This window comes from Streptomyces sp. MNU76 (assembly GCF_020982545.1).
GTDB lineage: Bacteria > Actinomycetota > Actinomycetes > Streptomycetales > Streptomycetaceae > Streptomyces.
Genome location: NZ_JAJKLK010000009.1, coordinates 293192 through 319513 on the forward strand (window position 1 = coordinate 293192; position 26322 = coordinate 319513).

General features: G+C 68.8%; 21 protein-coding genes, 4 pseudogenes and 1 riboswitch. Of the genes and pseudogenes, 10 read left to right on the plus strand and 15 right to left on the minus strand.

The features are described from left to right. Window positions 1-80 precede the first annotated feature (80 nt). Window positions 81-629 carry an RNA 2'-phosphotransferase gene (locus tag E4N62_RS23750; protein ID WP_230217473.1) on the plus strand — a complete coding sequence of 183 codons (549 nt, stop codon included), beginning with the start codon at window positions 81-83 and terminating at the stop codon, window positions 627-629. Between the two features lie 299 nt (window positions 630-928). Here the strand turns inward: E4N62_RS23750 and E4N62_RS23755 are convergent, their stop codons facing one another. The 3 genes and pseudogenes from E4N62_RS23755 to E4N62_RS23765 form a co-directional block, all read right to left on the minus strand. Next, entirely contained in the window at window positions 929-1831 is a 903-nt protein-coding gene (locus tag E4N62_RS23755) for an LLM class flavin-dependent oxidoreductase (RefSeq protein WP_230217475.1), read from the minus strand. A 264-nt stretch (window positions 1832-2095) separates the two neighbouring features. Continuing rightward, window positions 2096-2281 (minus strand): annotated as a pseudogene (locus E4N62_RS23760) (DNA-binding protein); the annotation flags it as partial. Between the two features lie 796 nt (window positions 2282-3077). Beyond that, a complete protein-coding gene (locus E4N62_RS23765) occupies window positions 3078-3389 on the minus strand; it encodes a calcium-binding protein (protein WP_230217477.1) in 312 nt (103 codons plus the stop codon). A gap of 40 nt (window positions 3390-3429) precedes the next feature. Between E4N62_RS23765 and E4N62_RS48130 the strand changes: the two genes are divergently transcribed. Beyond that, complete coding sequence (locus tag E4N62_RS48130; protein WP_268269742.1) at window positions 3430-3561, plus strand: hypothetical protein; 132 nt, start codon at window positions 3430-3432, stop codon at window positions 3559-3561. A gap of 123 nt (window positions 3562-3684) precedes the next feature. On the opposite strand, the gene E4N62_RS23770 is transcribed toward E4N62_RS48130, so the two are convergent. Together E4N62_RS23770 and E4N62_RS23775 are read right to left on the minus strand one after the other, a co-directional pair. Next, entirely contained in the window at window positions 3685-4425 is a 741-nt protein-coding gene (locus E4N62_RS23770) for a hypothetical protein (RefSeq protein WP_230217479.1), read from the minus strand. 20 nt (window positions 4426-4445) lie between these two features. Beyond that, window positions 4446-5195: a type IV toxin-antitoxin system AbiEi family antitoxin gene (locus E4N62_RS23775; RefSeq protein ID WP_230217481.1), complete on the minus strand. Its 750-nt coding sequence runs from the start codon at window positions 5193-5195 to the stop codon at window positions 4446-4448. Window positions 5196-5307: 112 nt separating this feature from the next. On the opposite strand from E4N62_RS23775, the gene E4N62_RS23780 reads away from it, so the two are divergent. Then, window positions 5308-5541 (plus strand): hypothetical protein, encoded by a 234-nt coding sequence (locus E4N62_RS23780; RefSeq protein WP_230217483.1) that lies wholly within the window; start codon window positions 5308-5310, stop codon window positions 5539-5541. Between the two features lie 98 nt (window positions 5542-5639). On the opposite strand, the gene E4N62_RS23785 is transcribed toward E4N62_RS23780, so the two are convergent. Together E4N62_RS23785 and E4N62_RS23790 are read right to left on the minus strand one after the other, a co-directional pair. After that, entirely contained in the window at window positions 5640-6845 is a 1206-nt protein-coding gene (locus tag E4N62_RS23785; protein WP_230217485.1) for a hypothetical protein, read from the minus strand. 52 nt (window positions 6846-6897) lie between these two features. Next, window positions 6898-7209 carry a calcium-binding protein gene (locus tag E4N62_RS23790; RefSeq protein WP_230217477.1) on the minus strand — a complete coding sequence of 104 codons (312 nt, stop codon included), beginning with the start codon at window positions 7207-7209 and terminating at the stop codon, window positions 6898-6900. Between the two features lie 40 nt (window positions 7210-7249). Here E4N62_RS23790 and E4N62_RS49595 point away from each other — a divergent pair. The 3 genes and pseudogenes from E4N62_RS49595 to E4N62_RS23800 form a co-directional block, all read left to right on the plus strand. Further along, window positions 7250-7756: pseudogene (locus E4N62_RS49595) on the plus strand (LLM class flavin-dependent oxidoreductase); the annotation flags it as partial. Between the two features lie 233 nt (window positions 7757-7989). Continuing rightward, complete coding sequence (locus E4N62_RS49600) at window positions 7990-8127, plus strand: hypothetical protein (RefSeq protein WP_374117050.1); 138 nt, start codon at window positions 7990-7992, stop codon at window positions 8125-8127. A 163-nt stretch (window positions 8128-8290) separates the two neighbouring features. Further along, window positions 8291-9160 carry an HAD family hydrolase gene (locus E4N62_RS23800; RefSeq protein ID WP_230217487.1) on the plus strand — a complete coding sequence of 290 codons (870 nt, stop codon included), beginning with the start codon at window positions 8291-8293 and terminating at the stop codon, window positions 9158-9160. Window positions 9161-9183: 23 nt separating this feature from the next. On the opposite strand, the gene E4N62_RS23805 is transcribed toward E4N62_RS23800, so the two are convergent. The 5 genes from E4N62_RS23805 to hisC form a co-directional block, all read right to left on the minus strand. After that, window positions 9184-10257, minus strand: coding sequence for a peptidoglycan DD-metalloendopeptidase family protein (locus E4N62_RS23805; protein WP_230217489.1), 1074 nt, complete (start codon window positions 10255-10257; stop codon window positions 9184-9186). Window positions 10258-10533: 276 nt separating this feature from the next. Next, window positions 10534-14031 (minus strand): thiol reductant ABC exporter subunit CydD, encoded by a 3498-nt coding sequence (cydD, locus tag E4N62_RS23810; RefSeq protein WP_374117048.1) that lies wholly within the window; start codon window positions 14029-14031, stop codon window positions 10534-10536. A gap of 107 nt (window positions 14032-14138) precedes the next feature. Further along, window positions 14139-15143 (minus strand): cytochrome d ubiquinol oxidase subunit II, encoded by a 1005-nt coding sequence (gene cydB, locus E4N62_RS23815; protein WP_230217491.1) that lies wholly within the window; start codon window positions 15141-15143, stop codon window positions 14139-14141. A 27-nt stretch (window positions 15144-15170) separates the two neighbouring features. Further along, window positions 15171-16679: a cytochrome ubiquinol oxidase subunit I gene (locus tag E4N62_RS23820; protein ID WP_215456877.1), complete on the minus strand. Its 1509-nt coding sequence runs from the start codon at window positions 16677-16679 to the stop codon at window positions 15171-15173. Between the two features lie 262 nt (window positions 16680-16941). Continuing rightward, a complete protein-coding gene (gene hisC, locus E4N62_RS23825) occupies window positions 16942-18021 on the minus strand; it encodes a histidinol-phosphate transaminase (RefSeq protein ID WP_184906429.1) in 1080 nt (359 codons plus the stop codon). Window positions 18022-18445: 424 nt separating this feature from the next. On the opposite strand from hisC, the gene E4N62_RS23830 reads away from it, so the two are divergent. The 3 genes from E4N62_RS23830 to E4N62_RS23840 all read left to right on the plus strand — a co-directional run bounded on the left by E4N62_RS23830 (window position 18446) and on the right by E4N62_RS23840 (window position 21911). Then, window positions 18446-19558 carry a LacI family DNA-binding transcriptional regulator gene (locus tag E4N62_RS23830; protein ID WP_184906427.1) on the plus strand — a complete coding sequence of 371 codons (1113 nt, stop codon included), beginning with the start codon at window positions 18446-18448 and terminating at the stop codon, window positions 19556-19558. A 214-nt stretch (window positions 19559-19772) separates the two neighbouring features. After that, window positions 19773-20852, plus strand: coding sequence for a metallophosphoesterase (locus E4N62_RS23835; protein WP_184906425.1), 1080 nt, complete (start codon window positions 19773-19775; stop codon window positions 20850-20852). 183 nt (window positions 20853-21035) lie between these two features. Beyond that, a complete protein-coding gene (locus E4N62_RS23840; protein ID WP_230217493.1) occupies window positions 21036-21911 on the plus strand; it encodes a hypothetical protein in 876 nt (291 codons plus the stop codon). A 205-nt stretch (window positions 21912-22116) separates the two neighbouring features. Here the strand turns inward: E4N62_RS23840 and thiC are convergent, their stop codons facing one another. Continuing rightward, a complete protein-coding gene (gene thiC, locus E4N62_RS23845) occupies window positions 22117-23943 on the minus strand; it encodes a phosphomethylpyrimidine synthase ThiC (RefSeq protein ID WP_230217495.1) in 1827 nt (608 codons plus the stop codon). Beyond that, window positions 23936-24092, minus strand: a riboswitch (TPP riboswitch). It overlaps the preceding gene by 8 nt. 71 nt (window positions 24093-24163) lie before the next feature. Between thiC and E4N62_RS23850 the strand changes: the two are divergent. Continuing rightward, window positions 24164-25659: pseudogene (locus tag E4N62_RS23850) on the plus strand (YibE/F family protein). Window positions 25660-25688: 29 nt separating this feature from the next. On the opposite strand, the gene E4N62_RS23855 reads toward E4N62_RS23850, so the two are convergent. Together E4N62_RS23855 and E4N62_RS23860 are read right to left on the minus strand one after the other, a co-directional pair. Beyond that, window positions 25689-26126 (minus strand): SsgA family sporulation/cell division regulator, encoded by a 438-nt coding sequence (locus E4N62_RS23855; RefSeq protein WP_230217497.1) that lies wholly within the window; start codon window positions 26124-26126, stop codon window positions 25689-25691. A gap of 98 nt (window positions 26127-26224) precedes the next feature. After that, window positions 26225-26322: pseudogene (locus E4N62_RS23860) on the minus strand (transcriptional regulator); the annotation flags it as partial.

The window sequence follows — 26322 nt, forward strand, 5'->3', positions numbered from 1 at the left end:
ATAACTACACTTGGCTGTGGATCAAACATCCGCGGCAAAATCAAGTGCGTGACGCGCATCTCGCCGGGCACGCTGGCGAGATGAACGAACGACGTACCGTGAGAGTGTCGAAGTACCTCTCGAAGCACCTGAGACACCAGCCGGAGCGGATCGGGCTCACGCTCGACGAGGGCGGCTGGGTCGGGATCGACACCCTCATGGCGGCGGCCGCCGCCCACGGCTTCCCCTTCACCAGGGCCGAGCTCGACCATGTGGTCGAGGTCAACGACAAGCGACGCTTCGCGGTCGACGGCGACCGGATCCGCGCCAACCAGGGCCACACCGTCGAGGTCGACCTGGGCCTGTCCCCGGCCACCCCGCCCGCGTACCTCTACCACGGGACCGTCGCGGCCTACCTGGGCGCGATCCGCGCCGAGGGACTGCGCGCCATGAACCGGCACGACGTGCACCTCTCACCCGACCGCGAGACCGCCACCCGTGTCGGCGCCCGCCGGGGCCGCCCCGTCGTGCTGTCGGTGGACGCGGGCGCCATGCACCGCGACGGCCACGTCTTCCGTGTCAGCGACAACGGGGTGTGGCTGACCGAGACGGTTCCGCCCCGGTACCTGCGGTTTCCCGAGTCGCACTGAGCGCAACCACACCACGGGGGCCTTTACGCTCGGGGGTATGAGTCTGCGTCTGAACACCGTGATCCTGCCGTGCCCACCCTGACCGCGGCGGCCGCCGTCACCGACCGCGCATCCGCCTCGGCACGCTCGTGACCTCAGCCAAGGCTTTTTCACGCATCACGTCCTGACCTGCGACAACGCGGCCGGGATGCTGAGGACATGTTCGCAGGGCTGACCACCTGGCAAACGCTGTGGTGAGCAGATGGGCAGACTCCCCTCGGCCCCCAGCCCCTCGGCCCTTGTAGAAGGCCAATGACCACTCAGCGCAGCTGGGCCTGCGCTTCCATAGCGATCTGCTCGAAGACCTTCTCATCCGCGGCGAAGTCCGAGTCGGGGATCGGCCAGTGCAGCACGATCTCGGTGAACCCCAGCTCCCGGTGTCGGCCCGCGAAGTCCACGAACGCGTCCAGGGACTCCAGCGGACGGCCACGGTCCGGTGTGAAACCGGTGAGCAGGACCTTGCCGAGCTCGGCCACATCGCGGCCGATCTCGGCGCACGCGTCGGCCAGTTTCTCGACCTGTCCGCGAATAGCCCGAACCGACTGCTCGGGGGTGCCCGACTCGAACAGCTTGGGGTCGCCGGTGGTCACCCACGCCTGCCCGTACCGCGCGGCGAGGCGGAGCCCGCGCGGCCCGGTCGCGGCCACCATGAAGGGCAACCGGGGGCGCTGCACACAGCCCGGGATGTTGCGCGCCTCGTGCGCCGAGTAGAAGTCGCCGTCGTACGACACCGAGTCCTCGGTCAGTAGCCGGTCCAGAAGCTGGACGAACTCGGCGAACCGGTCGGCACGCTCGCGCGGCGACCACGGCTCCTGCCCGAGCACGGTGGCGTCGAACCCGGAGCCGCCCGCACCGACACCCAGCGTGAACCGGCCGCCGGAGATGTCATCAAGGGAGATGAGCTCCTTGGCGTACGGCACTGGATGCCGGAAATTAGGCGATGTGACGAGGGTCCCCATACGCATGCGCCGGGTGACGGCCGCTGCGGCAGTCAGGGTCGGGACGGCCCCGAACCAGGGCCCGTCACGGAAGCTCCGCCAGGACAGGTGGTCGTAGGTGTACGCGGTGTGGAAGCCGAGTTCCTCTGCGCGCTGCCAGGCCGCACGCCCCCCCTCGTGCCATCGGCGGTACGGAAGGATCACGGTACTCAGGCGCAGTTTCATGCCTCAGAGCCTACGGCGGTACTCGATGTCCGCTGGACGCCTGTCACTCTGTGTGGCTCCTGCATCCGGCCTGCCGGCTCTGCATCAGGGACGCCCAACCGGGAACCACGCAGCCCCGCAGCGGTCGTCATGCCGTCGATGGGGGCGATCACCGCCAGGTTCTCACGGCATGGTTTCCCCATCACGCCCGATCCGTCAGTTCCGCTGCGTACATGTGCGACAGCGGCTGCGGTCCCACGTACTGCTGACGACACGCTTCCCCGCTCAGATGCCGATGAGCCGGACGCGGTCGCCGCACAGCCGCGCCATATCGTCCACGTCGGACGTCAGGACGGCCACCGGTCCGGGCTGGCGCAGTGCCACCTCAGCAACAGTCGCGTCGATCGCGTACTTGTGGCCATGCAGTCCCGCGACCTTGAGCAGTTCCACGGCCGCCTTCGCCGCATTCTCTTGACGGTGACGGTAGTAGGCGTTGAGGAGGTCCTCGGCTGCGGTAGGCGGAAGGACCAGTTCGTCGCTGCCGCAGTAGTCGACGAACGCGGCCCGGTCCTCCCGCATCTGCTGCCAGCCCTGCTCGATCTTCACGGGGTTGCGGAAGACCAGTTCGGGCCGGCTGGTGGCCAGACGGAGAGCGGCCTGGGCGATGTCGGTGGCACTGGACTTGGGGTAGCTCGACATCGCCCCGGACACCAGCCACGCCCCGCCAGCCGAGTGGACGGGTACCAGGCAGGTGTGCAGGAAGCTCCCCTTGGACATTCCACGGAACGCCACCCGCCCCACATTGGAGTACGTGCGGTACTCCAGGTCGTCGACCAGGTTCAGCAGGACGACGGCATCCCCTTCCTTACGCTGGATCTCAAAGATGCCCTCCACCGCGTCCCGCCAGCCGAGCAGCATCTCCCGGTCGACCGCGGTCAAGTCCTTCCGCCTGGCGACGAATCGGTCCACCACGGTCGAACCGTCCAGCAGGCGGTACCGCAGCAGGAAGTGGTCGATGACCCGGATCGCCTCGCCCTCGTCCAGCTGCCGCTCAGGCCCAGCGGCCTCCAGCAGGAGGGGCGTCAACCACCGGTCGAAGCGGGCGCTCCGCCCGAAGGTCACCAACTGCCCCTTCAACTCGGCACTGCGCTCGATGAGATCCGTCAGCGACGGTTCGCCGCCGCCCTGATGCGTGCCCTGTACGGCGTCAGCCACGTTCAGCTCTCCCAGACCAGCCGGTTCCGCGTGGAGTGTGAAGTGCCCGACTTCAACCGGCCCAGTGACGGTACGCCTCGATCCACTCCGCGCCCTCGGGCGCCGGACCGGACAACGGCAGCTCCAGGATTCCGATCGACTGCCGCACGCCGCCGCGAGAGCACAGAGCGACGATCCGTCCGTCCGGCATGAGGTCAATGCCGTCCACGGTTACCTCGACGCCGAGAACCGCGGTGGTGAAGGGCAGGCCAAGGTGCTCCTCAAGCATGGTGAACAGACCCGTCAGCTGCTCATCCTCGTTGTAGGCGTCTACAGTCGCCTCTTCGATCATGGCCTCAAGCTCGACCGTGTCCAACCCGCCCATGGGGCAACACTAGCGACCCTCAGGGTGACACCGGGCGGCCATGACACTGCTGGTATCCCACCTCCGGGACGACGAGAACGGATCGGTGGCCCGCGACACCGGCCGACACCGCCCCTCTCGCGGCATCCATGACGGTCTGGGAGCAGCGCTCACCGACCTGACCGAGACATGACCGCGACCCTGAGCCTTCAGAGTGACCATCCAGAACAGGAAGCCGGAAAGGCACAAGTTCACGTCAGTCAAGGCTTTTTCACCTATCGCGACGTGACCTGCAGGTTCCCGCGCAGGGTGATCGTCATGGCGGCGAGAGGAACGCGTAGGCGGACTGGCCGTCAGCCATGGCGGTGTCCTCTCGCAGCGCGCGCCAGGCAGGGTGTTGTGGATCATGCAGTGCCTCGGCCAGAGCCAGCTTCTTTCTGTCCGACTTCTCCAGCTGGTCTCGCAACTCGAGTGGGTTCATCGGCAGGGACAGAAGGAAAGCCAGGTCCCGATAGTGCCGATCGGGTGGGGTGATCTTGATGCTCAGCGCAGCAGACTTGGCAACGATCGCTCCAAGCAGGCTCGGCCGGCGGATAGTCCCGATGCGCTCGCCGAGTCTCACCGGAATGGATTCGGTTCGCTGTGCGGCCTGCCGACCGCCGGGAACCTCCAGGGTCCGTCCTGGAGGGGTGGTCGTGAGGTCTGCACGCGGTCCCATATTGTCAGGGGCCAGCACATCCACCTTCAGTGTCCCCTCGGCGGTATCTCGCTGGTATCGGTGCAACAGGTTTCCCTGCGGTGACATGCCCGCAGGGACGAACCCCAACTCGCCCAGGGCGGCTACCAAACGGCGCAGGCTCTGCTGATCGGACAGCACATCCGCCAGAACATCCAGATCGACGCTGGCCGCAGGTGGGGTTCGACCGTGCTCCAGGCCATGCAGCAAGACCATCTGGCCGCCAATGAGGGACCACGCCGTCCCTACTCTTTCCGACAAGTCCAGCAGGACATTCCAAAGGTCCACCAGCGGCTTGGTCATGAGGTCGGACTCGATCACGACAGCCGCTCTTGAGCTGGTCATTCGGCCTCCCGCCGCTTGTGCAGGAGAGCGGCTCCGAGGTGCCGTAGCAGGTCGGCGGCGGCGGTGTCAGCACGATCTTCCTGAATATCCAACAGGTCGGCCGCCACCACAGAGACTGGCGCATCGCGGCCTTCGGCCGACGTGTCAGGGCCGGATCTAAGGAACGGCCAGACCTCACTCGGGGGGATGCGTACCAGCAGGTTGCCCCGCGTGCTGTCGCGCACCAGTCCGAACCCTGCCTCCAGCTTTCCGACTCGATCAGGATGGACATAGATCTCAGCCCTGCCTGGTGCTACGTAGTCGGCTCCTACGTGTGTGGCTGCGCTTGTCCCGCCACGGACCACGTCCGGATCAGCCAGCAGGGTAGGCAACAAGCCGCCGTGTACCCGGTACCGTCGGCACACGGCTCTGGCGCGCACCAATTCACCAAGGCGTACGACAGAAAGCGCGTCGTGCGCGGTCATGTTCCTCAGCCGCCTCGTGATTCTTGACCATTCGGCATCCGACAGCCCCGAGGTTCGCTGTCCGCTCAGTGCGGCCAGCAGACCCCACGCGTTGCGCGCAGAAAGCGAACGACCCCCTGCACTGCCGCGCTCATTCCGCTGCCGAGCACTGTGACCGTCGACCAGCCATCGCCCCCCGACCTGCTGACCCTCCAGAACCCCGGCTCGCAGGAGCTGACGAACACGGGAGTCGTCGATGCCGAGAATGGTTGCGGCCTGTTTCACCGAGAGCAGTTCCATCATTCCTCCTGCGCCTTCCCTCCCGAAATCAGGAGAGAAGACGCAACCAGAATCCATCAGAACACATCTTGCGTCAAGCCTCCCGGATACAGGATAGAAGTCGCAAGTTGACCCATTGCTCCGTGGGCACAAGATCCACTACCGCGGCCCGATCACCAGCCTCCTGCTGGATGACACCTGCCGCCGGGACAGCCAGGGTCTTGGGCCCACGCTCTCGTCCCTCGTGATCCTCAAGGCAACCGGCAAGCCCGCCGACCGGGTCTTCGGGCTGGCCAAAGGGGCACCGCTCCATCGAACGGGCGAACTGGTCCTGGGAGCGGGAGCGTGCTCGCGTCTTCGCACGCTGTAGCGAGCGCTGATCGTTGCCGATGCCACTGCCGGATCGTCGCTGACGCGGCCCCGGGGCAGCTGCGCAGTGTTGCGAGCAGTCGCTGCCGTGAATGGTGACTACCGACGGCCGGTGAGGAGCACCCTGAGGCGGTCGCCGATCACGGAGACACCAGGGCGGGGCTCGTTCGCGTAGTACCAGGACTTGCGTCGGCGCAGCAGCGCCTCGCCGTGCTCACTCCAGATGAATTCGGGCTTCCGCAGCAGCTTCCGGAAGACCACGTCGACTGTCTCCGGGTTCGCGGCGGCCAGTCGGCGGATCGGGAGTGGCGCGATCGACTCCTCGCGCAGGTACGTACGCAACAGGTCCTGATGCTGCCTGCGGCCAGCGAGCACCGGGTTCGCGAAGAGCTCCCGCAGCATTCCGTAGTCCGCGTAGAAGTTGAGCCCGTCGACCTCGTCGTAGATGACGCCGATGCTGTCAGAATCCGCCAATTCTTGCGGCAGCTCGAAGAGGGGCAGGTCCAAGCCGGGTAGCCGCCTGCCTCGGGCCCGGCCGGGCTGTCGGGCGGCGGCAGCCTCTTGACGGTGACGGTAGTAGGCGTTGAGGAGGTCCTCGGCTGCGGTAGGCGGAAGGACCAGTTCGTCGCTGCCGCAGTAGTCGACGAACGCGGCCCGGTCCTCCCGCATCTGCTGCCAGCCCTGCTCGATCTTCACGGGGTTGCGGAAGACCAGTTCGGGCCGGCTGGTGGCCAGACGGAGAGCGGCCTGGGCGATGTCGGTGGCACTGGACTTGGGGTAGCTCGACATCGCCCCGGACACCAGCCACGCCCCGCCAGCCGAGTGGACGGGTACCAGGCAGGTGTGCAGGAAGCTCCCCTTGGACATTCCACGGAACGCCACCCGCCCCACATTGGAGTACGTGCGGTACTCCAGGTCGTCGACCAGGTTCAGCAGGACGACGGCATCCCCTTCCTTACGCTGGATCTCAAAGATGCCCTCCACCGCGTCCCGCCAGCCGAGCAGCATCTCCCGGTCGACCGCGGTCAAGTCCTTCCGCCTGGCGACGAATCGGTCCACCACGGTCGAACCGTCCAGCAGGCGGTACCGCAGCAGGAAGTGGTCGATGACCCGGATCGCCTCGCCCTCGTCCAGCTGCCGCTCAGGCCCAGCGGCCTCCAGCAGGAGGGGCGTCAACCACCGGTCGAAGCGGGCGCTCCGCCCGAAGGTCACCAACTGCCCCTTCAACTCGGCACTGCGCTCGATGAGATCCGTCAGCGACGGTTCGCCGCCGCCCTGATGCGTGCCCTGTACGGCGTCAGCCACGTTCAGCTCTCCCAGACCAGCCGGTTCCGCGTGGAGTGTGAAGTGCCCGACTTCAACCGGCCCAGTGACGGTACGCCTCGATCCACTCCGCGCCCTCGGGCGCCGGACCGGACAACGGCAGCTCCAGGATTCCGATCGACTGCCGCACGCCGCCGCGAGAGCACAGAGCGACGATCCGTCCGTCCGGCATGAGGTCAATGCCGTCCACGGTTACCTCGACGCCGAGAACCGCGGTGGTGAAGGGCAGGCCAAGGTGCTCCTCAAGCATGGTGAACAGACCCGTCAGCTGCTCATCCTCGTTGTAGGCGTCTACAGTCGCCTCTTCGATCATGGCCTCAAGCTCGACCGTGTCCAACCCGCCCATGGGGCAACACTAGCGACCCTCAGGGTGACACCGGGCGGCCATGACACTGCTGGTATCCCACCTCCGGGACGACGAGAACGGATCGGTGGCCCGCGACACCGGCCGACACCGCCCCTCTCGCGGCATCCATGACGGTCTGGGCCCAACCCTTCAGCCACCGATTTGGAGGAGACAGGACCACCACCTCAAGTCCCAGGTGAACCACCCAGACCAGGAAGCCGGAAGGCACAAGTTCACGTCGCCGAACTTCCGGCACCCGGTCACCCTCGCCAAGGAACTCGTCTCCCTCGACGACCTCTCCGGCGGCCGGATCACCCTGGGCGTCGGCGCGGGCGGAACCGGCTTCGACGCCACCGCGCTCGGCCAGGAACCGTGGACGCCGCGAGAGCGCGCCGACCGCCTCGCCGAGTTCGTCCCCTGCTCGACCGCCTGCTCACCGAGGACTCGGTCTCGTACGAGGCCGACTACTACTCCGCGCACGAGGCCCGCAACATCCCCGGCTGCGTCCAGCGGCCCCGGCTGCCCTTCGCGGTGGCCGCCACCGGGCCGCGCGGAAATGCGACTGGCCGCCCGGTACGGGCAGGCCTGGGTGACCACCGGCGACCCGAAGCTGTTCGAGACGGGCACGCCCGGACAGTCGGTTCAGGCCATTCGCGGGCAGGTCGAGAAGCTGGCCGACACGGCCGCCGCGGTCGGCCGCACGCGTGACGCCTCGACAAGATCCTCCTCACCGGGTTCACCCCGGACCGAGGCCGCCCCCTGGAGTCGCTCGACGCCTTCGTGGACTTCGCGGGCCGCCACGCCGAGCTGGGCTTCACCGACCTCGTGCTCCACTGGCCGATCCCGGACTCGGACTTCGCCGCCGACGAGAAGGTCTTCGCGCGGATCGCCATGGAGGCCCCGGCCCAGCTGGCGTGACCGCTCTCCCGGAGCCGTCGCGTACGCGCCGCGTACCGCGGCTCGTACGCCCGCGAGAACGGCGTCGGTAACAGGTCGGGCAGCGGGACGGCCAGGGCCCTTGATCACTCACTTGTGCGGGTGCCCGCACGGCCGTGCGCGCATATGCGCGACAATGGGGTCCGTGACCTCAGCGACGAGACAGCCCGAGACCCCGGCCCCGACCGTCCCGCTCCGGCTGATAGCCACGGACCTCGACGGCACCCTGCTCCGCGACGACAAGTCGGTCTCCCCCCGCACCGTCGCCGCCCTTGCGGCCGCCGAGGAGGCGGGCGTCGAGGTCTTCTTCGTCACCGGACGCCCGGCCCGCTGGATGGACGTCGTCAGCGAGCACGTCCACGGCCACGGCCTGGCGATCTGCGGAAACGGCGCCGCCGTGGTCGACCTGCACGGCGGCCCCGGCACCCACAGCTTCGTCAAGGTCCGCGACCTGGCGCGCGAGAACGCGCTCGACGCCGTACGGCTGCTGCGCGAGGCCGCGCCGGGCACGGTGTACGCGGTCGAGCAGACGTACGGCTTCAACCAGGAGCCCGACTACCCGAAGCTCCACATGGAGATCCCCGACACCCTGGCGCCCGCCGAGAAACTGCTGGCCCCGGGTGGTGTGGCCGATCATGAGCCGGTGCTGAAGATCCTCGCCTACCACCCGTCGATCGACCCCGACCACTTCCTCGCCACCGCGCGCATCGCCGTCGGAGACCGCGCCACCATCACCCGCTCCAGCCCCAGTGCCCTGCTGGAGATCAGCGGTCCGGGCGTCTCCAAGGCCAGCACCCTCGCACTGTGCTGCGCCGAGCGCGGTATCTCCCACGAGGAGGTCGTCGCCTTCGGGGACATGCCGAACGACGTCGAGATGCTCACCTGGGCCGGCCAGTCGTACGCCATGGGCAACGCGCACCCGGACGTCCTCGCGGCGGCCTCCGGCCGGACCGTGGCCAACAACGAGGACGGGGTGGCCGTCGTGATCGAGCGACTGCTGGCGGAGCGTCTTTAGCCCGGACCCGGCGCAGCGCCCGCCTACAACGTCACCCCGCGCTTCCGCAGCCACGGCACGGGGTCCACCCCCGAGCCCAGCTCCGGGGTGACCCGTACCTCGAAGTGCAGGTGGGGTCCCGTGGAGTTGCCGGTGGTGCCCGACTGGCCGATCCACTGGCCCGGGCCCACACGGTCCCCCTGATCGACGGTGACGGCGGCGAGGTGTGCGTACTGCGTGAAGTAGCCGCCCGCGTGCTCGACGACGATCTCGATGCCGAAGGCACCCCCGCACGACACCTTCACCACGCGGCCCGCACCGACCGCCCGTACCGGCGTGCCGATCGGTACCGCGAAATCCTGCCCGGTGTGCCGACTGGCCCAGCGCTCACCACCGCTGCCGTAGCCCGCGGAGAGTTCGTACGTGGCCACCGGAGCCACCCACCTGCTCGACCGCTTGCCGTCCGGTTGCTCCAGGCGGACGGCTCCCCGGCAGGCACCGGCCGCGACCGCCTCGTCGGCCTGGCCCTGAAGCGTCCACTGCGCCTCTTCGAGCTTCTGCTCGATCGCCTTCTTGATCCCGGAGAGCCCGGTCCTCCACTCCTCCAGCGCTCGCCACGCATTGGTCGCCTCGGCCTCGTCCGCGGCCAGCCGCGTCTCCGCGCGACGGCTCCTGGCCACAGCGTTGTTGACGGCCAGATCGGCCTGCCAGACCGCCCGCTGACCTCGCATCAGCTCTTCGGTGTCCTTCGCGAACAACATCTGCGCGGTGTACGGCACCCCGCCGCCCTCGCGGTACTGGGCGCGCGCGATCCGGCCGAGATCGGCGTTGAGCACGGCGATCTGCTTCCGCTCCCGGGTGAGCAGCTTCTCCAGTCGCTCCGTCCGCGCCTTCTGTGCCTCCGCCGCCTGCCGACCCGCCTCGTACCGCTGGGTGGCCACCGCCGCTTCCTCGAACAGCCTCGCCACCCGGGCGCTGGTGCCCTCCTCCACGGACGCTCCCGAGGCCCCGCCGACCTCGCCGCGATCGCTGTCGGCCGCCGTCGGCCGTGCCGCGACGGTGGCCGAGGCGCACAGCACCACGGCGACGAACAGCGAGTGTCGGCGAGAGAAGCGCATAGCAGCGATCGTGGACCTGCCCCGCGCCGCAGTCCTGTTCGAGTCGTACGGCCGGGGGACACTCTGCCCCGTACGGGCCAAGCGAATGAGCCGAACAGGGGCCGGACAGCGGGGCGTTCGGCGCGGCCCCTTGCAACCGGGGCAGTCCCGTGCGGAACGCGGGCCTGATCAGCAGGTCATCAGGACCCGGCGGGGCGGCGGCACGACCGGCGACACCGGCCCTGTGGCCAAGGATCGGCCGGCAGGGACCGGCGGCCAGGGGCACCCGCGAGGCGCTCAGACCGCGGCCAGCAGCTCCCCCGCCGCCTCCCGTTCCACCATCTCCCGCAAGGGGCCTTCCGCCAGGGCCAGTTCCGCGTAGGTCCCGCGCTGCGCGACGCGCCCCTCCGTCAGTACGACGACTTCGTCCACCGCGTCGAGGCCGGCCAGCCGATGGGTGATCAGCAGGGTCGTACGGCCCTCGGTCGCGGCCAGCAGATCCGCGGTGAGCGCGTCGGCCGTCGGCAGGTCCAGGTGCTCCGCCGGCTCGTCGAGAACGAGGACCGGGAAATCGGCCAGCAGCGCGCGGGCGAGCGCGAGTCGCTGACGCTGGCCGCCCGACAGCCGCGCCCCGTGCTCGCCGATCAAGGTGTCGAGCCCGTCCGGCAGTTCGTCCGCCCAGTCGAGCAGCCGTGCCCGCGCGAGCGCGTCCCGCAACTCCGCCTCACCGGCGTCCTTCCGGGCGAGCAGCAGGTTCTCCCGCACCGAACTGTCGAAGAGGTGCGCGTCCTGGGCGCACAGCCCCACGAGCCGCCGCACGGCGTCCCCGTCGAGCGTGCTCGCGTCCACGCCGCCCAGCGTGTAGGCCCCCTCGCGCGCGTCCAGGAACCGCAACAGCACCTGCGCGAGCGTCGTCTTGCCCGCCCCCGAGACGCCGACCACGGCGATCCTGCGGCCCTCCTCGAGGGTGAGGTCCAGCGCGGTGAGCGCGTTCCGGTCCTGCCCGGCGTACCGCGCGCCGAGCCCTTCGAGCCGCAGCGGGAACGGCGACACCGGCGCCTCGGCCGACTCCTCCGGTTCGCGGACGGGTTCGGGGGTGTCCAGCACCTCGTACACGCGCTCCGCGCTCCTGCGCACCCGCTGGCGGAACTGGACGGCCAGCGGCATTCCCAGCACCGCCTCGAACGCGGCCAGCGGGGTGAGCACGACGACGGCCATGGCCACACCGCTCAGCCGTCCGTCGACGACCGCCTGGGCGCCGAAGAGCGCGGTGGCGGCGACGGTGAGTCCGGAGACGAGCGCGGTGAGCCCGTCGCCGAGCGCGGTGGCCGTGGCGGCCCGGGAGGCGATCCTGGTGAGCGCCCGGTCGGCCCGGCGTGCCTCCGCCGTACGCGCGGGCAGGGCGCCCGCGACCGCCAACTCGGCGGTGCCGGTGAGCAGATCGGCCACGCGCGTGGCCAGTACACCGCGGGCCGGCGCCAGCCGGTACTCCGCCCGCCGCGCCACAGCCCCGGTCACGAGGGGGACCCCGGCACCGGCCGCGAGCAGACCGACGGCCAGCGCGGCTCCCGCCTCGGGCAGCAGCCAGGCAGTGAACCCGACGGAGGCGGCGGAGACCGTGACCGCCGCCCCGGCGGGCAGCAGCCAGCGCACCCAGTAGTCCTGCAGCGCGTCGACGTCGGCGACCAGCCGTGAGAGCAGGTCGCCCCGGCGGATCGTGCGCAGTCCTGCGGGTGACAGTCGTTCGAGCCGCCGGTAGACGGCCACCCGTGTGTCAGCCAGCATCCGCAGCACGGCGTCATGCGACACCAGCCGCTCGGTGTACCGGAACACGGCTCGCCCGATCCCGAACGCCCTCGTCGCCGTCACCGCGACCATCAGATACAGCACCGGGGGTTGCTGCGAGGCCCGCGAGATCAGCCATCCGGAGGTCGCCATCAGCCCGACCGCGCTGCCCAGCGCGAGGCTGCCGAGCAGCAGCGCGAGGGTGAGCCGGCCCCGTCGCGGTCCGGCCATCCGACGGACCCGGCTCAGCACGCCTCCGCGCCACTCCAGCGGCAGGTCTTCCCCGGGCGTCGGCTCCGGTGCCTCCTGATGTTCCGACCGAGGGGAGGCGGCGAGCACCCGGTCCCGCTCGGCGGCCGGTGCCGCCCCGCGCCCGGTGGCTTCCTCCAGCCGCACCACCCGGTCCGCCACCCCCAGCAGGGCTGGACGGTGAACCACCAACAGCACGGTCCGGCCCACGGCCAGCCGCCGTACCGCCTCCACGATCTCCGCCTCGGTCTCCCCGTCCAACGAGGCCGTCGGCTCGTCGAGAAGCAGCACGGGGCGGTCGGCGAGGAACGCCCGGGCGAGAGCGAGGCGTTGTCGCTGTCCGGCGGAGAGTCCGACGCCGTCCTCACCGAGGACCGTGTCGGCCCCGGCGGGCAGGGCGTCCACGAAATCGAGCGCTCCCGCGTCGGCGAGCGCCCGCCTTATCGCCGCCTCGTCCGCGTCCGCACGGGCCAGCCGTACGTTCTCCGCGATCGACCCGGCGTACAGATGCGGCCGCTGCGGCACCCAGGCCACCTGCGATCTCCACGCGTCCAGGTCGAGCGAGGCGAGGTCGGCTCCCCCGACCCTCACCCCGCCGGAGGTGGCTGCCGTGAACCCCAACAGGACGCTCAGCAGGGTCGACTTGCCCACGCCACTCGGTCCGACGAGGGCCACCGTCTCACCGGGGGCCACGGTGAACGAGACGTCGGAGACGGCGTCGTACGACCGGCCGGGGTAGCGGACGGTCACTCCGTCGAAGCGGAGTTCACTCACGGGCGGCACTGTCCCGGTCCCGGACGCCGGCACCGGGGTCTCCAGGATCTCGAAGATCTCCTCGGCGGCCGCGAGCCCCTCGGAGGCCGCATGGAACTGGGCGCCCACCTGCCGGACGGGCAGATACGCCTCGGGAGCCAGGACGAGGATGACCAGACCGATGTACAGGTCCATCTCGCCGTGCACGAGCCGCATGCCGATGGTGACCGCGACCAGGGCCACCGAGATCGTCGCGAGCAGTTCCAGCGCGAAGGACGACAGGAAGGCGATCCGCAGCGTCCGCATGGTGGCCTGACGGTACTCACCGGTGATCCGCTTGATCGACTCGGCCTGGGCCTTGGCCCGGCCGAACACCTTCAGCGTCGGCAGCCCGGCCACGACATCCAGGAAGTGCCCTGACAGCTGTGACAGCAGCCGCCACTGACGGTCCATCTGCGAGCGGGTGGCCCAGCCGATGAGCACCATGAAGACGGGGATCAGCGGCAAGGTCCCGACGATGATCGCCGCCGACACCCAGTCCTCGGTGACGATCCGCGCGAGGACCGCGACGGGCACGACGACCGCGAGGCCCAACTGCGGCAGATAGCGCGAGAAGTAGTCGTCAAGCGCGTCGACCCCACGGGTGGCGAGGGCGACCAGCGAGCCGGTGCGCTGTCCGCTCAGCCAGCCGGGCCCCAGTGCGGTCGCCCGTTGCAGCAGCCGCCCCCGCAGCTCCGACTTCACCGCCGCACTCGCACGGTGAGCGGCCAGTTCGGTCAGCCAGGAGACCAGGGCCCGGCCGAGCGCGACCGCGACCAGGAGCAGCAGGGGAGTGCGGAGTGCGGAGACCGGCATCCCGTGCTGGAAGGCCCCGACCACCACCTCGGCGACGAGCATGGCCTGCGCGATGACGAGCGCGGCTCCCGCAACACCCAGTCCGACGACGACCACCAGGAAGAAGCGAGTGGCATGCGCGTACCGCAGCAGTCGTGGGTCGATCGGTTTCACGTGAAACACCCTCTTCTCAGCAGGCATGTTTCACGTGAAACATGCCTCTTCGGCCTGGAGGGGTGTGTTTCACGTGAAACATCGCCCAACACACCCCTCACCGAGACTCAGTGCACCGACTCGGCAATGTGCTGCGTACCGATCCGCTTGCGGAACACCCAGTAGGTCCACCCCTGATAGAGCATGACCACCGGTGTGGCGATGGCCGCGCACCAGGTCATGATCTTCAGGGTGTAAGGGCTGGACGAGGCGTTGGTGACGGTGAGGCTCCAGTCCTCGTTCAGCGAGGAGGGCATGACGTTCGGGAAGAGCGTCAGGAAGAGCATCGCGACGGCGGCCACGATGGTGACCCCCGACAGGGCGAACGCCCAGCCCTCGCGCCCCGCCCGAACCGCCGCCAGCGCCACCACCAGTGCGGTCACGGCCACGACCGCAGCGACCAGTGAAGCGCCGTCGCCCTTCTCGATCTGAGTCCAGAGCATGAAGAGCAGCGCCACTCCGGCCGTCACGGCACCCACCCGCAGTGCCAGCGTGCGCGCCCGCTCACGGATGTCCCCGACGGTCTTGAGGCCGACGAACACCGTTCCGTGGAAGGTGAACAGGGTCAGCGTGACCAGTCCGCCCAGCAGGGCGTACGGGTTGAGCAGATCGGTGAGGCCGCCCACGTACTCGAAGTCACGGTCGATCTTCACCCCGCGCACGATGTTGGCGAAGGCCACACCCCACAGGAAGGCGGGGAGCAGCGAGGTCCAGAAGATCGCTGTCTCCCAGTTGCGCTGCCACTTCTCCTCCGGCCGCTTCACCCGGTACTCGAACGCCACACCGCGGACGATCAGGCAGACCAGGATGAGCAGCAGCGGCAGATAGAAGCCGGAGAAGAGGGTGGCGTACCACTCGGGGAAGGCGGCGAAGGTAGCGCCGCCCGCCGAGAGCAGCCAGACCTCGTTGCCGTCCCAGACGGGCCCGATGGTGTTGATGAGGACCCGCTTCTCCGGACGGTTCCGGGCCAGCAGTTTGGTGAGGACACCGACCCCGAAGTCGAAGCCCTCGAGGAAGAAGTAGCCGATCCACAGGACGGCGATGAGGACGAACCAGACGTCGTGAAGTTCCATGACTGTGCTCCCTTGGCCCGGTGCGGCCTAGTACGAGAAGGCCATCGGCTTGTCGGCGTCACGGGAGTCGCCGCCGATCTTCGTGGGCGGGTTGAGGTCGGCCTCCGTCAGCTCGGGCGGTCCCGCCTTGACGTACTTGACGAGCAGCTTGACCTCGACCACGGCGAGGATCGCGTACAGCGCGGTGAAGACGATCATCGAGGTGATGACCTCACCCTGGGAGACACCGGGGGAGACCGCGTCCTCGGTGCGCAGCACGCCGTAGACGACCCAGGGCTGACGGCCCATCTCGGTGAAGATCCAGCCCCAGGAGCTGGCGATCAGCGGGAAGCCCAGGGTGAGGACCGCGATGCGCCAGTACCACTTGGTGAGCGTCGGACCGAGGGCCTTCTTCGGCAGCAGTACGAGATGCGGCACCTCGTCGTCGCCGACCCGCAGATGCTGCGGCAGCAGGAACTTGCGCCGGGTGAGCCAGAGGCCGACCGCGCCGATCGCGACGGACGCCATGCCGAAGCCGATCATCCAGCGGAAGCCCCAGTAGGCGACGGGGATGTTGGGCCGATAGTCACCGGGCCCGAACTTCTCCTGCTCGGACTTGTTGACGTCGTTGATGCCGGGGACGTACGAGTCGAAGTCGTCGTTGGCGAGGAAGGACAGCAGGCCGGGGATCTCGATGGCCACCTTGTTGTGGCCCTCGTCGACGTCTCCGTAGGCGAAGACGGAGAACGGCGCGGGCGCCTCGCCGTCCCACAGGGCCTCGGCGGCCGCCATCTTCATCGGCTGCTGCTTGAACATGACCTTGCCGAGGAGGTCGCCGCTGATCGCGGTGAGCATGCCGGCGATCACCACGGTGACCAGACCAAGGCGCAGCGAGGTCTTCATCATCGGGATGTGCTTCTTGCGGGCCAGATGGAAGGCGGCGATGCCGACCATGAAGGCTCCGCCGGCGAGGAAGGCCGCCGCGAGGGTGTGGAAGACCTGGGTCAGCGCGGTGTTCTGGGTCAGGACGAGCCAGAAGTCGGTGAGCTCGGCCCGGCCCTTCGCCTCGTTGATCCGATAGCCGACCGGGTGCTGCATCCAGGAGTTGGCCGCGAGGATGAAGTACGCCGACAGGATCGTGCCTATGGAGACCATCCAGATGCACGCCAGATGGATCTTCTGCGGGAGCTTGTCCCAGCCGAAGATCCACAGGCCGATGAAGGTGGACTCGAAGAAGAAGGCGATCAGCGCCTCGAAGGCGAGCGGAGCCCCGAAGACATCACCGACGAAGCGGGAGTAGTCGGACCAGTTCATGCCGAACTGGAACTCCTGGACGATGCCGGTGACGACACCCATCGCGATGTTGATCAGGAAGAGCTTGCCCCAGAACTTGGTGGCCTGGAGGTACTTCTCCTTCCCTGAGCGCACCCAGGCGGTCTGCAGGCCCGCGGTCAGCGCGGCGAGCGAGATCGTCAGGGGAACGAAGAGGAAGTGGTAGACGGTCGTGATGCCGAACTGCCATCGCGCCAGAGTCTCCGGCGCCAGAGCGAGGTCCACGTCTTCTCCTTACATGCCGTGGCACTGCGGCAGCCTGTCCCGATGACACGCGCATCTCAGGACAACCAGGACGCGCTTGTGAACGCGTTCACATTCACAAGCAATTATGACGCATACTCGTTCGGGCATCGACGGGCGGGGGGGTCCCTAAGCCTGGACCGACCGAGCTATGGCGCGATCAGGCACGTCAGCCCGTACAGAACGAGGGGCCGGGAAGACCCGGCCCCTCGCCACGGAAGAGCATCGAAGATGTCGAGCGGATCTAGAGCTCCTTGCGGAACTCTTCCGTCACCTTGAGAAAGATGTCGTTGGCCTCGGTCTCGCCGATCGTCACGCGCACGCCCTCGCCCGGGAACGGCCGCACGACGACGCCGGCCTGCTCGCACGCACCGGCGAACTCGACGGTGCGCTCCCCCAGCCGCAGCCACACGAAGTTCGCCTGTGTCTCCGGCACCGTCCACCCCTGGCCGCGCAGCGCCTCGACGACCCGGTTCCGCTCGCAGACCAGCGAACCGACGCGGCCGAGCAGCTCGTCCTCGGCGCGCAGTGAGGCGACCGCGGCGTCCTGTGCGAGTTGACTCACACCGAACGGCACGGCCGTCTTCCGCAGCGCGGCCGCCACCGGCTCGTGAGCGATCGCGAATCCCACCCGGAGCCCCGCGAGCCCGTACGCCTTCGAGAAGGTACGCAGCACACAGACGTTCGGCCGCTCACGGTAGAACTCGACGCCGTCCGGCACTTCGACATCCCGCACGAACTCGCGGTACGCCTCGTCCAGCACCACCAGCACATCACCGGGCACCCGGTCGAGGAACCGCTCCAGCTCGGCACGGCGGACCGCCGTGCCCGTCGGATTGTTCGGGTTGCAGACGAAAATCAGCCGGGTCCGGTCGGTGATCGCGTCCGCCATCGCGTCCAGGTCGTGCACATCGCCCGGCGTCAGGGGCACCTGCACGGACGTGGCCCCGCTGATCTGGGCGATGATCGGATACGCCTCGAACGACCGCCAGGCGTAGATCACCTCGTCACCCGGCCCCGAGGTCGCCTGCACCAGCTGCTGGGCCACACCGACCGAGCCGGTGCCCGTGGCGAGATCCGTGACCGGCACCCCGAAGCGGTTCGCGAGCTCACTCATGAGCCCTGTGCACGCCATGTCCGGGTACCGGTTGAAGGACGCGGCCGACCCCGTCACGCTCTCCAGCACGCCGGGCAGCGGTGGATACGGGTTCTCGTTGGAGGACAGCTTGTACGCCACCGGGCCGCCCGCCGCGGCCGGCTTGCCGGGCTTGTAGGTGGGAATCCCCTCCAGCTCGGCTCGCAGCTTGGGGCTTGTCTCGCTCACCGCAGTCCTCCTCGTCGACTCAATGCTTCTCACCTTATGAGGATTCGGCGCCCCTGCGAATGGCCTGTGGACAACCGCGTCCGTACCGGCATCCACACCGTGTCCACGCCTCCGCTGTCACACCGGCCCCAGGGGCATCAGCGCACGAAGGTGTACGAATCAGGGGGCGCGTCGCTCGTGGAAGCGCGCGCCGGTGGCTCACGCCGTAGCGCGCATCACCCGTCCAGGTGAGTTGAGACCTCTTCGAAACATCAGCTACTTGGCAGGCCCATGCGCGTCGACACGTCACGTCCTGACATATGAGCCCTCAACTCCCTTGCAATGCAAGGGAATTGCCCCTTTCTGACCTTGCAGAAACGTGCCTGTCAACGAGTGCATATGCGTCCGCACTACCCCACCGCATGAGCCCTACTATCGGCTCGCCATGACAGCAGCAGGGAAGCACCAGGTGAGCCGCGCGGAAACTCCCCGCCGAGGCAGCCGGTCTGGCCGGGCGGGCATCCGGGACGTGGCCGCCGCCGCCGGAGTCTCCATCACGACCGTTTCCGACGCCCTCAACGGCAAGGGCCGGCTCCCGGACGCCACCCGACGCCATGTACGCGAGGTCGCCGACCGACTTGGCTACCGCCCCTCGGCGGCCGCCCGAACTCTCAGAACCGGCAAGTCGGGCCTCATCGGCCTGACCGTGACCACATACGGGGATGAACCTTTCACCTTCACCGAGTTCGCGTACTTCGCGGAAATGGCACGGGCAGCCACCTCGGCCGCGCTGGCCCGGGGCTACGCCCTGGTGATCCTCCCCGCGACCTCGCGGCACGACGTGTGGTCGAATGTCGCCCTGGACGGCACCGTGGTCATCGACCCCTCCGACCACGACCCGGTCGTCAGCGAACTGGTCCGCCAGGGATTACCGGTGGTCTCCGACGGCCGGCCGGCCGGCTCGCTGCCGGTCACCGCTTGGGTCGACAACGACCACGAGGCCGCCGTCCTCGGCATCCTCGACCACTTGGCCGACGCGGGCGCCCGCCGGATCGGACTTCTCACCGGCACCTCGACGGACACGTACACCCATCTCTCCACCACCGCGTACCTGCGCTGGTGCGAGCGCGTGGGCCAGGATCCCGTCTACGAGTCCTATCCGGCGCACGATCCGTGCGCCGGGGCCGTCGCGGCCGACCGGCTGCTGGCCCGCCCGGACCGCCCGGACGCGGTCTACGGCCTCTTCGACCCGAACGGCACCGATCTGCTCGCCGCGGCCCGGCGTTACGGCCTGCGCGTCCCCGACGACCTGCTGCTCGTCTGCTGCAGCGAGTCCGCCGTGTACGCGTCCACCGAGCCTCCGATCACCACGCTCTCGCTGAAGCCGCGTCGGATCGGCACGGCCGTGGTCCAGCTCCTCATCGACGCGATCGAGGGAGTCGAATCGGACCAACCGGTCGAGCAGGTGATACCGACGGAACTGATCGTGCGGACCTCGTCCGAGCGGCGTCCACCGCGCACGACGGTCAGCCCGCCACGATCACCTGAAGCGGGTTGACGTCCCACTTGAGGATCCGGACGGGAATTGGGCGGGGAGAGCCCCGCCCAATTCGGGAGAAAACCGCGGTGAACTGTGGCCCTGCGCCATTTCACCACCCCTGGGTCATCACACGGCGCGATCCGCATTCCTATGATGGGCGCACACACCGCGGACCGTCGCGACCAGGCAGTCCGATGCGGTGCAGATGCGGGCGATGGTGGTGGAGGGGTCGATGACGCAGGGGGCCGGTCAGGGACCCGAGGTGCGGACGCCGACGGTGCGCGATTTCCGCGTGCCCGCGTACGTCCACGAGGCCGGTCCGTACGGACACTCCGCGGACCCCGGCGAAGCCACCGGGCCAGCCGAGGATCCCGAGGGTTACCCCGAGGGATACACCCCGACCCAGCGAGACCTTCCGGTGATCAACCGGGGCGACACCCTCCAGGTCGTGATCGACCCGGAGGCCGCGGCGGCCGAGCCGTCCTCCGCCCGGCCGAGCCCGCTCTTCGTCGTCGGGGACGTCCACGGCTACCTGGACGAGCTCCTCGCCGCGCTCCGCGAGAAGGGCCTCGTCGACGCCGCGGGCAACTGGTCGGCGGGCACCGCCCGCCTCTGGTTCCTGGGCGACTTCACCGATCGGGGCCCGGACGGCATCGGCGTCATCGACCTCGTGATGCGTCTGTCCGCCGAGGCCGCCGCGGCCGGCGGCTACTGCAAGGCACTCATGGGCAACCACGAGCTGCTGCTGCTGGGCGCCAAGCGGTTCGGCGACACCCCCGTCAACTCCGGCGCGGGCACGGCCACCTTCCAGGCCGCCTGGCTCCTCAACGGCGGCCAGAAGACCGACATGGACCGCCTGCAGGACCATCACCTCCAGTGGATGGCCCGTCTGGACGCCATGGAGGAGGTCGACGGCCACCTCCTGGTGCACTCCGACACCACCGCCTACCGCGACTACGGCGACTCCATCGAGGCGGTCAACGACACCATCCGCGAGACGATCACGCGCAACGACGCGGACGAGGTCTGGGACCTCTTCCGCAAGTTCACCCGGCGCTTCGCCTTCCGGGACGAGGGCGGCGCCGACGCCGTGCGCTCGCTGCTCGAAACGTATGGCGGCACCCGCATCGTCCATGGTCACAGCCCGATTCCCTACCTCCTGGGAGAGGTCGGCTCGGAGGACGGCGAGGACGGCACCGGCCCCTCGGTCGACGGACCGTACACCTATGCGGACGGTCTGGCCGTCGCCATGGACGGCGGGGTGACCATGGCCGGAAAGCTGCTGGTCCAGGAACTTCCCCTGCCTACCTGAGTCGTCAACGGGCAGGCGTTCACCGTCGGAAGACTTCGCTGGCCAGGGGCCAATTTCTTCAAACCCCCTGTCACCGCCTGCCGTCACCGCTCTACCATCGGCTTATCCGTAGCAGGCTCCCCTCCGTTTCTGCCCGACGGCTCGTCAGCATGCCGAGCCACAAGCCCTACGGAGCATCGGGGGATGCAGATGAACAGCGTTCCGCAGCACCTGCTCAGTGAGGACCGCCAGGAATACGAGCGGATCCTCGGCGAGGCGCTGCGCTCCGCACCACACCGCCCGGAATTCGCCGCCGGTCTCCAGCGGCTCAACACCGAACAGCTGCGCACGATGGCCCTCAACGCCTCGGCGATCATCACGGCCGCCGCGGCGACCGAATACCAGTACTACGTCAAGGTCCGCGACGAGTTCCGCAGCCCTCCGTCGGCCACCACGCCCGCCTCCGAGGGGACGGCGTCCGGCTCCAGCGAGCCGGACGGCTCCACGGTGAGCCTCGCCGCCACCGTGGGCGAGGTCACGGAGGCGGTGGGGGCGGGCGCCGGTGCCGTCGCCGCGGTACTCGCTCCGGTGCTCGCCGGAACCGCGGCGGTGCTCTTCCTGCTCGTGGGGTACGTCATGAAGGCGCTCGACCCCGAGCGGGCGATCGCCGACACCCTCCTCACCACGGGCTGGGTCTTCGGTGCGGTCACCGCGGCGGCGATCCTGGTGGCCGCGGTCGGCCTCCTGCTCACCGCCCTGCGCAACAACGCCACCGCGCTCCTCGACGACGGAGCGCGCAGCGAGCTGAACGAGGAGCTGACCCGGGCCAGGGAAGCCTGGCGCGAGGCCCTCCTGGAGCGCGGCATCCTGCCGTTCCTCCGCGACGCCCTCGCGAACCCGGGTCCAGCGCTGCTGCCGGAGCCGGACCGTCCGGCCCCACCCAGCCGTATGCCGCACCTCGGCTACAACCGTCCGAGCTTCAGCAGCCCGGACAGCGGCAGCTCCGGCTCCCGGCCCAGCTACAGCAGTCCGGACTTCTCCAGCCCGGACTTCGGCGGCCCGGAGCACCAGCCGGACTGACAACCGGCCCCCGTCCACCGCCCACCCCGCGGCAGCGGGCTCTCCCGGCAACGGCCGGAAGAGCACCGCTCGTCGCCCGGGGCACGCGGTCCACGCGAAGGCTCGTGGCTCCGCGCCCGGACAGCGGGAGCCACGAACGAACCCCCGCCCCTCGACCGGACGTGAACGCTCCCGCCACCGTGCCTCGATCCCCTCGTATCGCCCCTCAGTCCGCCATCGGCAGATAGACCCGGTTCCCCGCCTCGGCGAACTCCTTGGACTTCTGGGCCATACCCGCCTCGATCTCGGCCCGGGAACCACCGTGCTCACGACGGATGTCCTGGGAGATCTTCATCGAGCAGAACTTCGGACCGCACATGGAGCAGAAGTGCGCCGTCTTGGCCGGCTCCGCCGGGAGGGTCTCGTCGTGGAACTCGCGGGCCGTGTCGGGGTCGAGGGCCAGGTTGAACTGGTCCTCCCAGCGGAACTCGAAGCGGGCGTCCGACAACGCGTCGTCCCACTCCTGTGCGCCCGGGTGCCCCTTGGCGAGGTCCGCCGCGTGGGCCGCGATCTTGTAGGTGATGACGCCGGTCTTCACGTCGTCGCGATTGGGCAGTCCCAAGTGCTCCTTGGGCGTGACGTAGCAGAGCATCGCCGTGCCCCACCACGCGATCATCGCGGCACCTATGCCCGAGGTGATGTGGTCGTACGCCGGTGCGACGTCCGTCGTCAGCGGGCCGAGCGTATAGAACGGAGCCTCATCGCAGATCTCCTGCTGCAGGTCGATGTTCTCCTTGATCTTGTGCATCGGGACGTGTCCCGGGCCCTCGATCATGGTCTGTACGTGAAAACGCTTCGCGATCCGGTTGAGTTCCCCGAGCGTGCGCAACTCCGCGAACTGGGCCTCGTCGTTGGCGTCGGCGATGGAGCCGGGCCGCAGGCCGTCACCGAGGGAGTAGGTGACGTCATAGGCGGCGAGGATCTCGCACAGTTCCTCGAAGTTCTCGTAGAGGAACGACTCCTTGTGGTGGGCGAGGCACCAGGCCGCCATGATCGAGCCGCCGCGCGAGACGATGCCGGTCTTGCGGTTCGCGGTGAGCGGCACATACGCGAGGCGCACACCCGCGTGGACCGTCATGTAGTCCACGCCCTGTTCGGCCTGCTCGATGACGGTGTCCTTGTAGATCTCCCAGGTGAGCTCCTCGGCCTTGCCGTCGACCTTCTCCAGCGCCTGGTACAGCGGCACCGTGCCGATGGGGACGGGGGAGTTGCGCAGCACCCACTCGCGGGTGGTGTGGATGTTCCGGCCGGTGGACAGGTCCATGACCGTGTCGGCACCCCAGCGGGTCGCCCAGGTCATCTTCTCGACCTCCTCCTCGATGGAGGAGGTGACCGCGGAGTTGCCGATGTTGGCGTTGACCTTCACCAGGAACCGCTTCCCGATGATCATCGGCTCGATCTCGGGGTGATTGACGTTCGCGGGCAGTACGGCCCGGCCGGCGGCGATCTCCTCGCGGACGACCTCCGGCGAGACGTTCTCCCGAACGGCCACGTACTCCATCTCGGGTGTGATCTCCCCGCGTCGTGCGTACGCGAGTTGGGTCACGGCCTGGCCGTCGCGGCTCCGGCGTGGCTGGCGCGGCCGCCCCGGGAACACCGCGTCGAGGTTGCGCAGCCCGCCACGCGGCGAGGTGTGCTTGATCCCGTCGTCCTCGGGGCGGACGGGACGGCCCGCGTACTCCTCCGTGTCTCCCCTGGCGATGATCCAGTTCTCGCGCAGGGGGAGCAGCCCCCGCCTGACGTCGGTCTCCACGGTCGGATCGGTATACGGACCGGAGGTGTCGTACAGGGTGACGGACTGTCCGTTGGTGAGATGCACCTGGCGGACCGGCACGCGCAGATCGGGGCGTGAGCCCTCGATGTACGCCTTGTGCCAGCCGATGGACTTCCCGGCCTCCAGGGGCTGTTCACTCTGGCTGTTCTCGCCCTGGGGCGCGGCGGATGCCCCGTCCGTCTGGCTGGAGGCAGGCGTGCGTGTGTCCTCGATGGTCATGAGACCTACTCCCTACGCCGGCATTACCCGGTAACAGGTTCAGCGGTCGACGCAGCAATTTCCGCCCGACGATGTTCCACGTGAAACATCGCGTCTGCGGAGGTCAGCGCCCTCTCAGCCCGGTGCTCCGAGCTCCCGCGTGTGCAAAGGTGCCTCCACGCTAGCGGCAGATGTGGCGCGGTGAACAGTGGGCATCGCTCGTTCTTGCGATGATCGGTCGGTGACCACGACGCAGCAGCCCCCGCCTCCGCCCCCGAGCCGCCCCACGGCCATGGCCCTGGAAACGGCCATGGGCATGGCTCCGACGGTGGCCATGGATACGGCTCCGGAGGCGGCCACGGCTCCGGAGGCGGCCAGGGCTCCGGAGGCGGCCACGGCTCCGGTGGCGGGCACGGCCAAGGCCCGTCCTCCGGCGGCGGCCACGGCCATTCGCACAGCCATAGCCACGGCCCTGCCGCGCCCGTGTCGCAGCACCTGCGCAAGGTCATCGCGGCGGTGCTGATCCCCTTCGCGACCGCGGTCGTCGTGGGTCTCGTCGTGCTCTGGCCCGGCGGCGCCCCCGCGCACGAACGCACCGGGGTGGGCTTCGACCGACAGACACAGCAGGCCACCGTCACCAAGGTCGAAGAGGTCAGCTGTTCTTCGGTGAACGCCTCGGGCGGGACCCCGACCGGCGACACGTCCACCGCCGAGGGCTCGTCGGCCCAGCAGCAGGCGAACGGCACCTGCAAGAAGGCCACGGTCCGGGTCGACACCGGTGACGACAAGGGGCGTACCTTCACCGAGATCGTTCAGCCCGACCAGTCACGGCAGTTGGAGCAGGGCCAGGAGGTCGTGGTCGCCTACGAACCCGCCGCGCCCAAGGACCTGCAGTACTCGGTGACCGATGTGAACCGGAAGTTCCCGATGGTGCTGCTCGCCGGGATCTTCGCACTCGCCGTGGTGGTCGTGGGCCGGATGCGCGGCCTCATGGCCCTGGTGGCACTGGCCATCAGCTTCCTGGTGCTGACCCTCTTCATCCTGCCGGCCATCCTGCAGGGCTCGAACCCGCTGGTGGTGGCGGTGGTCGGGGCGAGCGCCATCATGCTCATCGCTCTCTACATGTGCCATGGGCTCTCGGCCCGGACCTCCGTGGCGGTGATCGGCACCCTGATCTCGCTGCTGCTGATCGGGCTGCTGGGTTCGGGTTTCATCGGCTCGGCCTACCTGACCGGCAACACGGACGACAACACCGGTCTGATCCATGGGCTGTATCCCACGATCGACATGAGTGGCCTGTTGCTCGCGGGCGTCATCATCGGCTCGCTCGGCGTGCTCGACGACGTGACGGTCACCCAGACGTCGGCGGTGTGGGAGCTGCACGAGGCCAATCCGACGATGGGCTGGCGGAACCTGTACCGCGCGGGCATCCGGATCGGCCGCGACCACATCGCGTCGGTGGTCAACACCCTCGTTCTCGCCTATGCCGGTGCCGCGCTGCCGCTCCTGCTGCTCTTCTCGATCGCGCAGAGCAGTGTCGGAACGGTCGCCAACAGTGAGCTCGTCGCGGAGGAGATCGTGCGCACGCTCGTCGGCTCGATCGGCCTGGTGGCATCGGTGCCGGTGACTACCGCGCTGGCCGCCCTGGTCGTCGCCGCCGACCGTCCGAACAGCGCCGAAGCGGCGTCCGTGCCCGCTCCGGCTCGTGGTGGAAGGGGGCGCCGACGCAAGCGCTGAAGCGTTACGGCACCCCGGCGCCGTAACGTTCAGCCCGCGCTCTGCTCCTCCGCCAGGATGCGGTCCAGAGCCTCGTCGAGCAGTGCGTCGAAGTCGGCGAGGGAACGCTCCTGCCCCAGCGGCACGAGCTTGTCCGTGCGGTCCAGGAAGGCCACCAGCGGCGCCGCGCCGACTCGGAACATCGCCTGGTCGCTCCCCACGTGCAAGCGGATCAGGACCTCGCCGAACGTCTCCGGATCGGCGGGCGCGATGTGGACGTCCCCGTCCCCGCACGGCCGCCCGACTCCGTCGATGAGCAGCTCCCGCCCGAACGCCCAGGTCACCGGGGCATCTCCGGGCAGGTGAAAGGTCAGCCGCACGGCGTAGGGATCACAGGTCTCGTAACGCAGCTCCACCGGAATGCGGAAGGAGAGTTCTTCCGAGACGAGGAAGCTCATCATGACCTCTGCCTGTACCGACTCGTGCATCGCCTACCCCGCCGTGTTCGTCGACTGGCCAGGAATCATCCGCCTGACACCCCTGGAAGTTTGCTGAAAGTACACGAGAGATCACAAGGAGTGATTTTTCAGATGCTGATAGAGATCGCGAGCGTCCCTAGCAGCTTCCCGATCTCCGTCTGCAACTGATGGGCCACCGGCATCAGCCGGGCCGCCTGGTGCGAGG

Coding starts and splice junctions, on each gene's coding strand:
- E4N62_RS23755 (WP_230217475.1), bottom strand. CDS start 1,831: ATGAAACTGCGCCTGAGTACCGTGATCCTTCCGTACCGCCGATGGCAC.
- E4N62_RS23765 (WP_230217477.1), bottom strand. CDS start 3,389: ATGGGCGGGTTGGACACGGTCGAGCTTGAGGCCATGATCGAAGAGGCG.
- E4N62_RS23830 (WP_184906427.1), top strand. CDS start 18,446: ATGACAGCAGCAGGGAAGCACCAGGTGAGCCGCGCGGAAACTCCCCGC.
- E4N62_RS23790 (WP_230217477.1), bottom strand. CDS start 7,209: ATGGGCGGGTTGGACACGGTCGAGCTTGAGGCCATGATCGAAGAGGCG.
- E4N62_RS23775 (WP_230217481.1), bottom strand. CDS start 5,195: ATGATGGAACTGCTCTCGGTGAAACAGGCCGCAACCATTCTCGGCATC.
- cydB (WP_230217491.1), bottom strand. CDS start 15,143: ATGGAACTTCACGACGTCTGGTTCGTCCTCATCGCCGTCCTGTGGATC.
- E4N62_RS23840 (WP_230217493.1), top strand. CDS start 21,036: ATGCAGATGAACAGCGTTCCGCAGCACCTGCTCAGTGAGGACCGCCAG.
- E4N62_RS48130 (WP_268269742.1), top strand. CDS start 3,430: ATGACACTGCTGGTATCCCACCTCCGGGACGACGAGAACGGATCGGTG.
- E4N62_RS23855 (WP_230217497.1), bottom strand. CDS start 26,126: ATGCACGAGTCGGTACAGGCAGAGGTCATGATGAGCTTCCTCGTCTCG.
- E4N62_RS23835 (WP_184906425.1), top strand. CDS start 19,773: ATGACGCAGGGGGCCGGTCAGGGACCCGAGGTGCGGACGCCGACGGTG.
- thiC (WP_230217495.1), bottom strand. CDS start 23,943: ATGACCATCGAGGACACACGCACGCCTGCCTCCAGCCAGACGGACGGG.
- E4N62_RS23750 (WP_230217473.1), top strand. CDS start 81: ATGAACGAACGACGTACCGTGAGAGTGTCGAAGTACCTCTCGAAGCAC.
- E4N62_RS23805 (WP_230217489.1), bottom strand. CDS start 10,257: ATGCGCTTCTCTCGCCGACACTCGCTGTTCGTCGCCGTGGTGCTGTGC.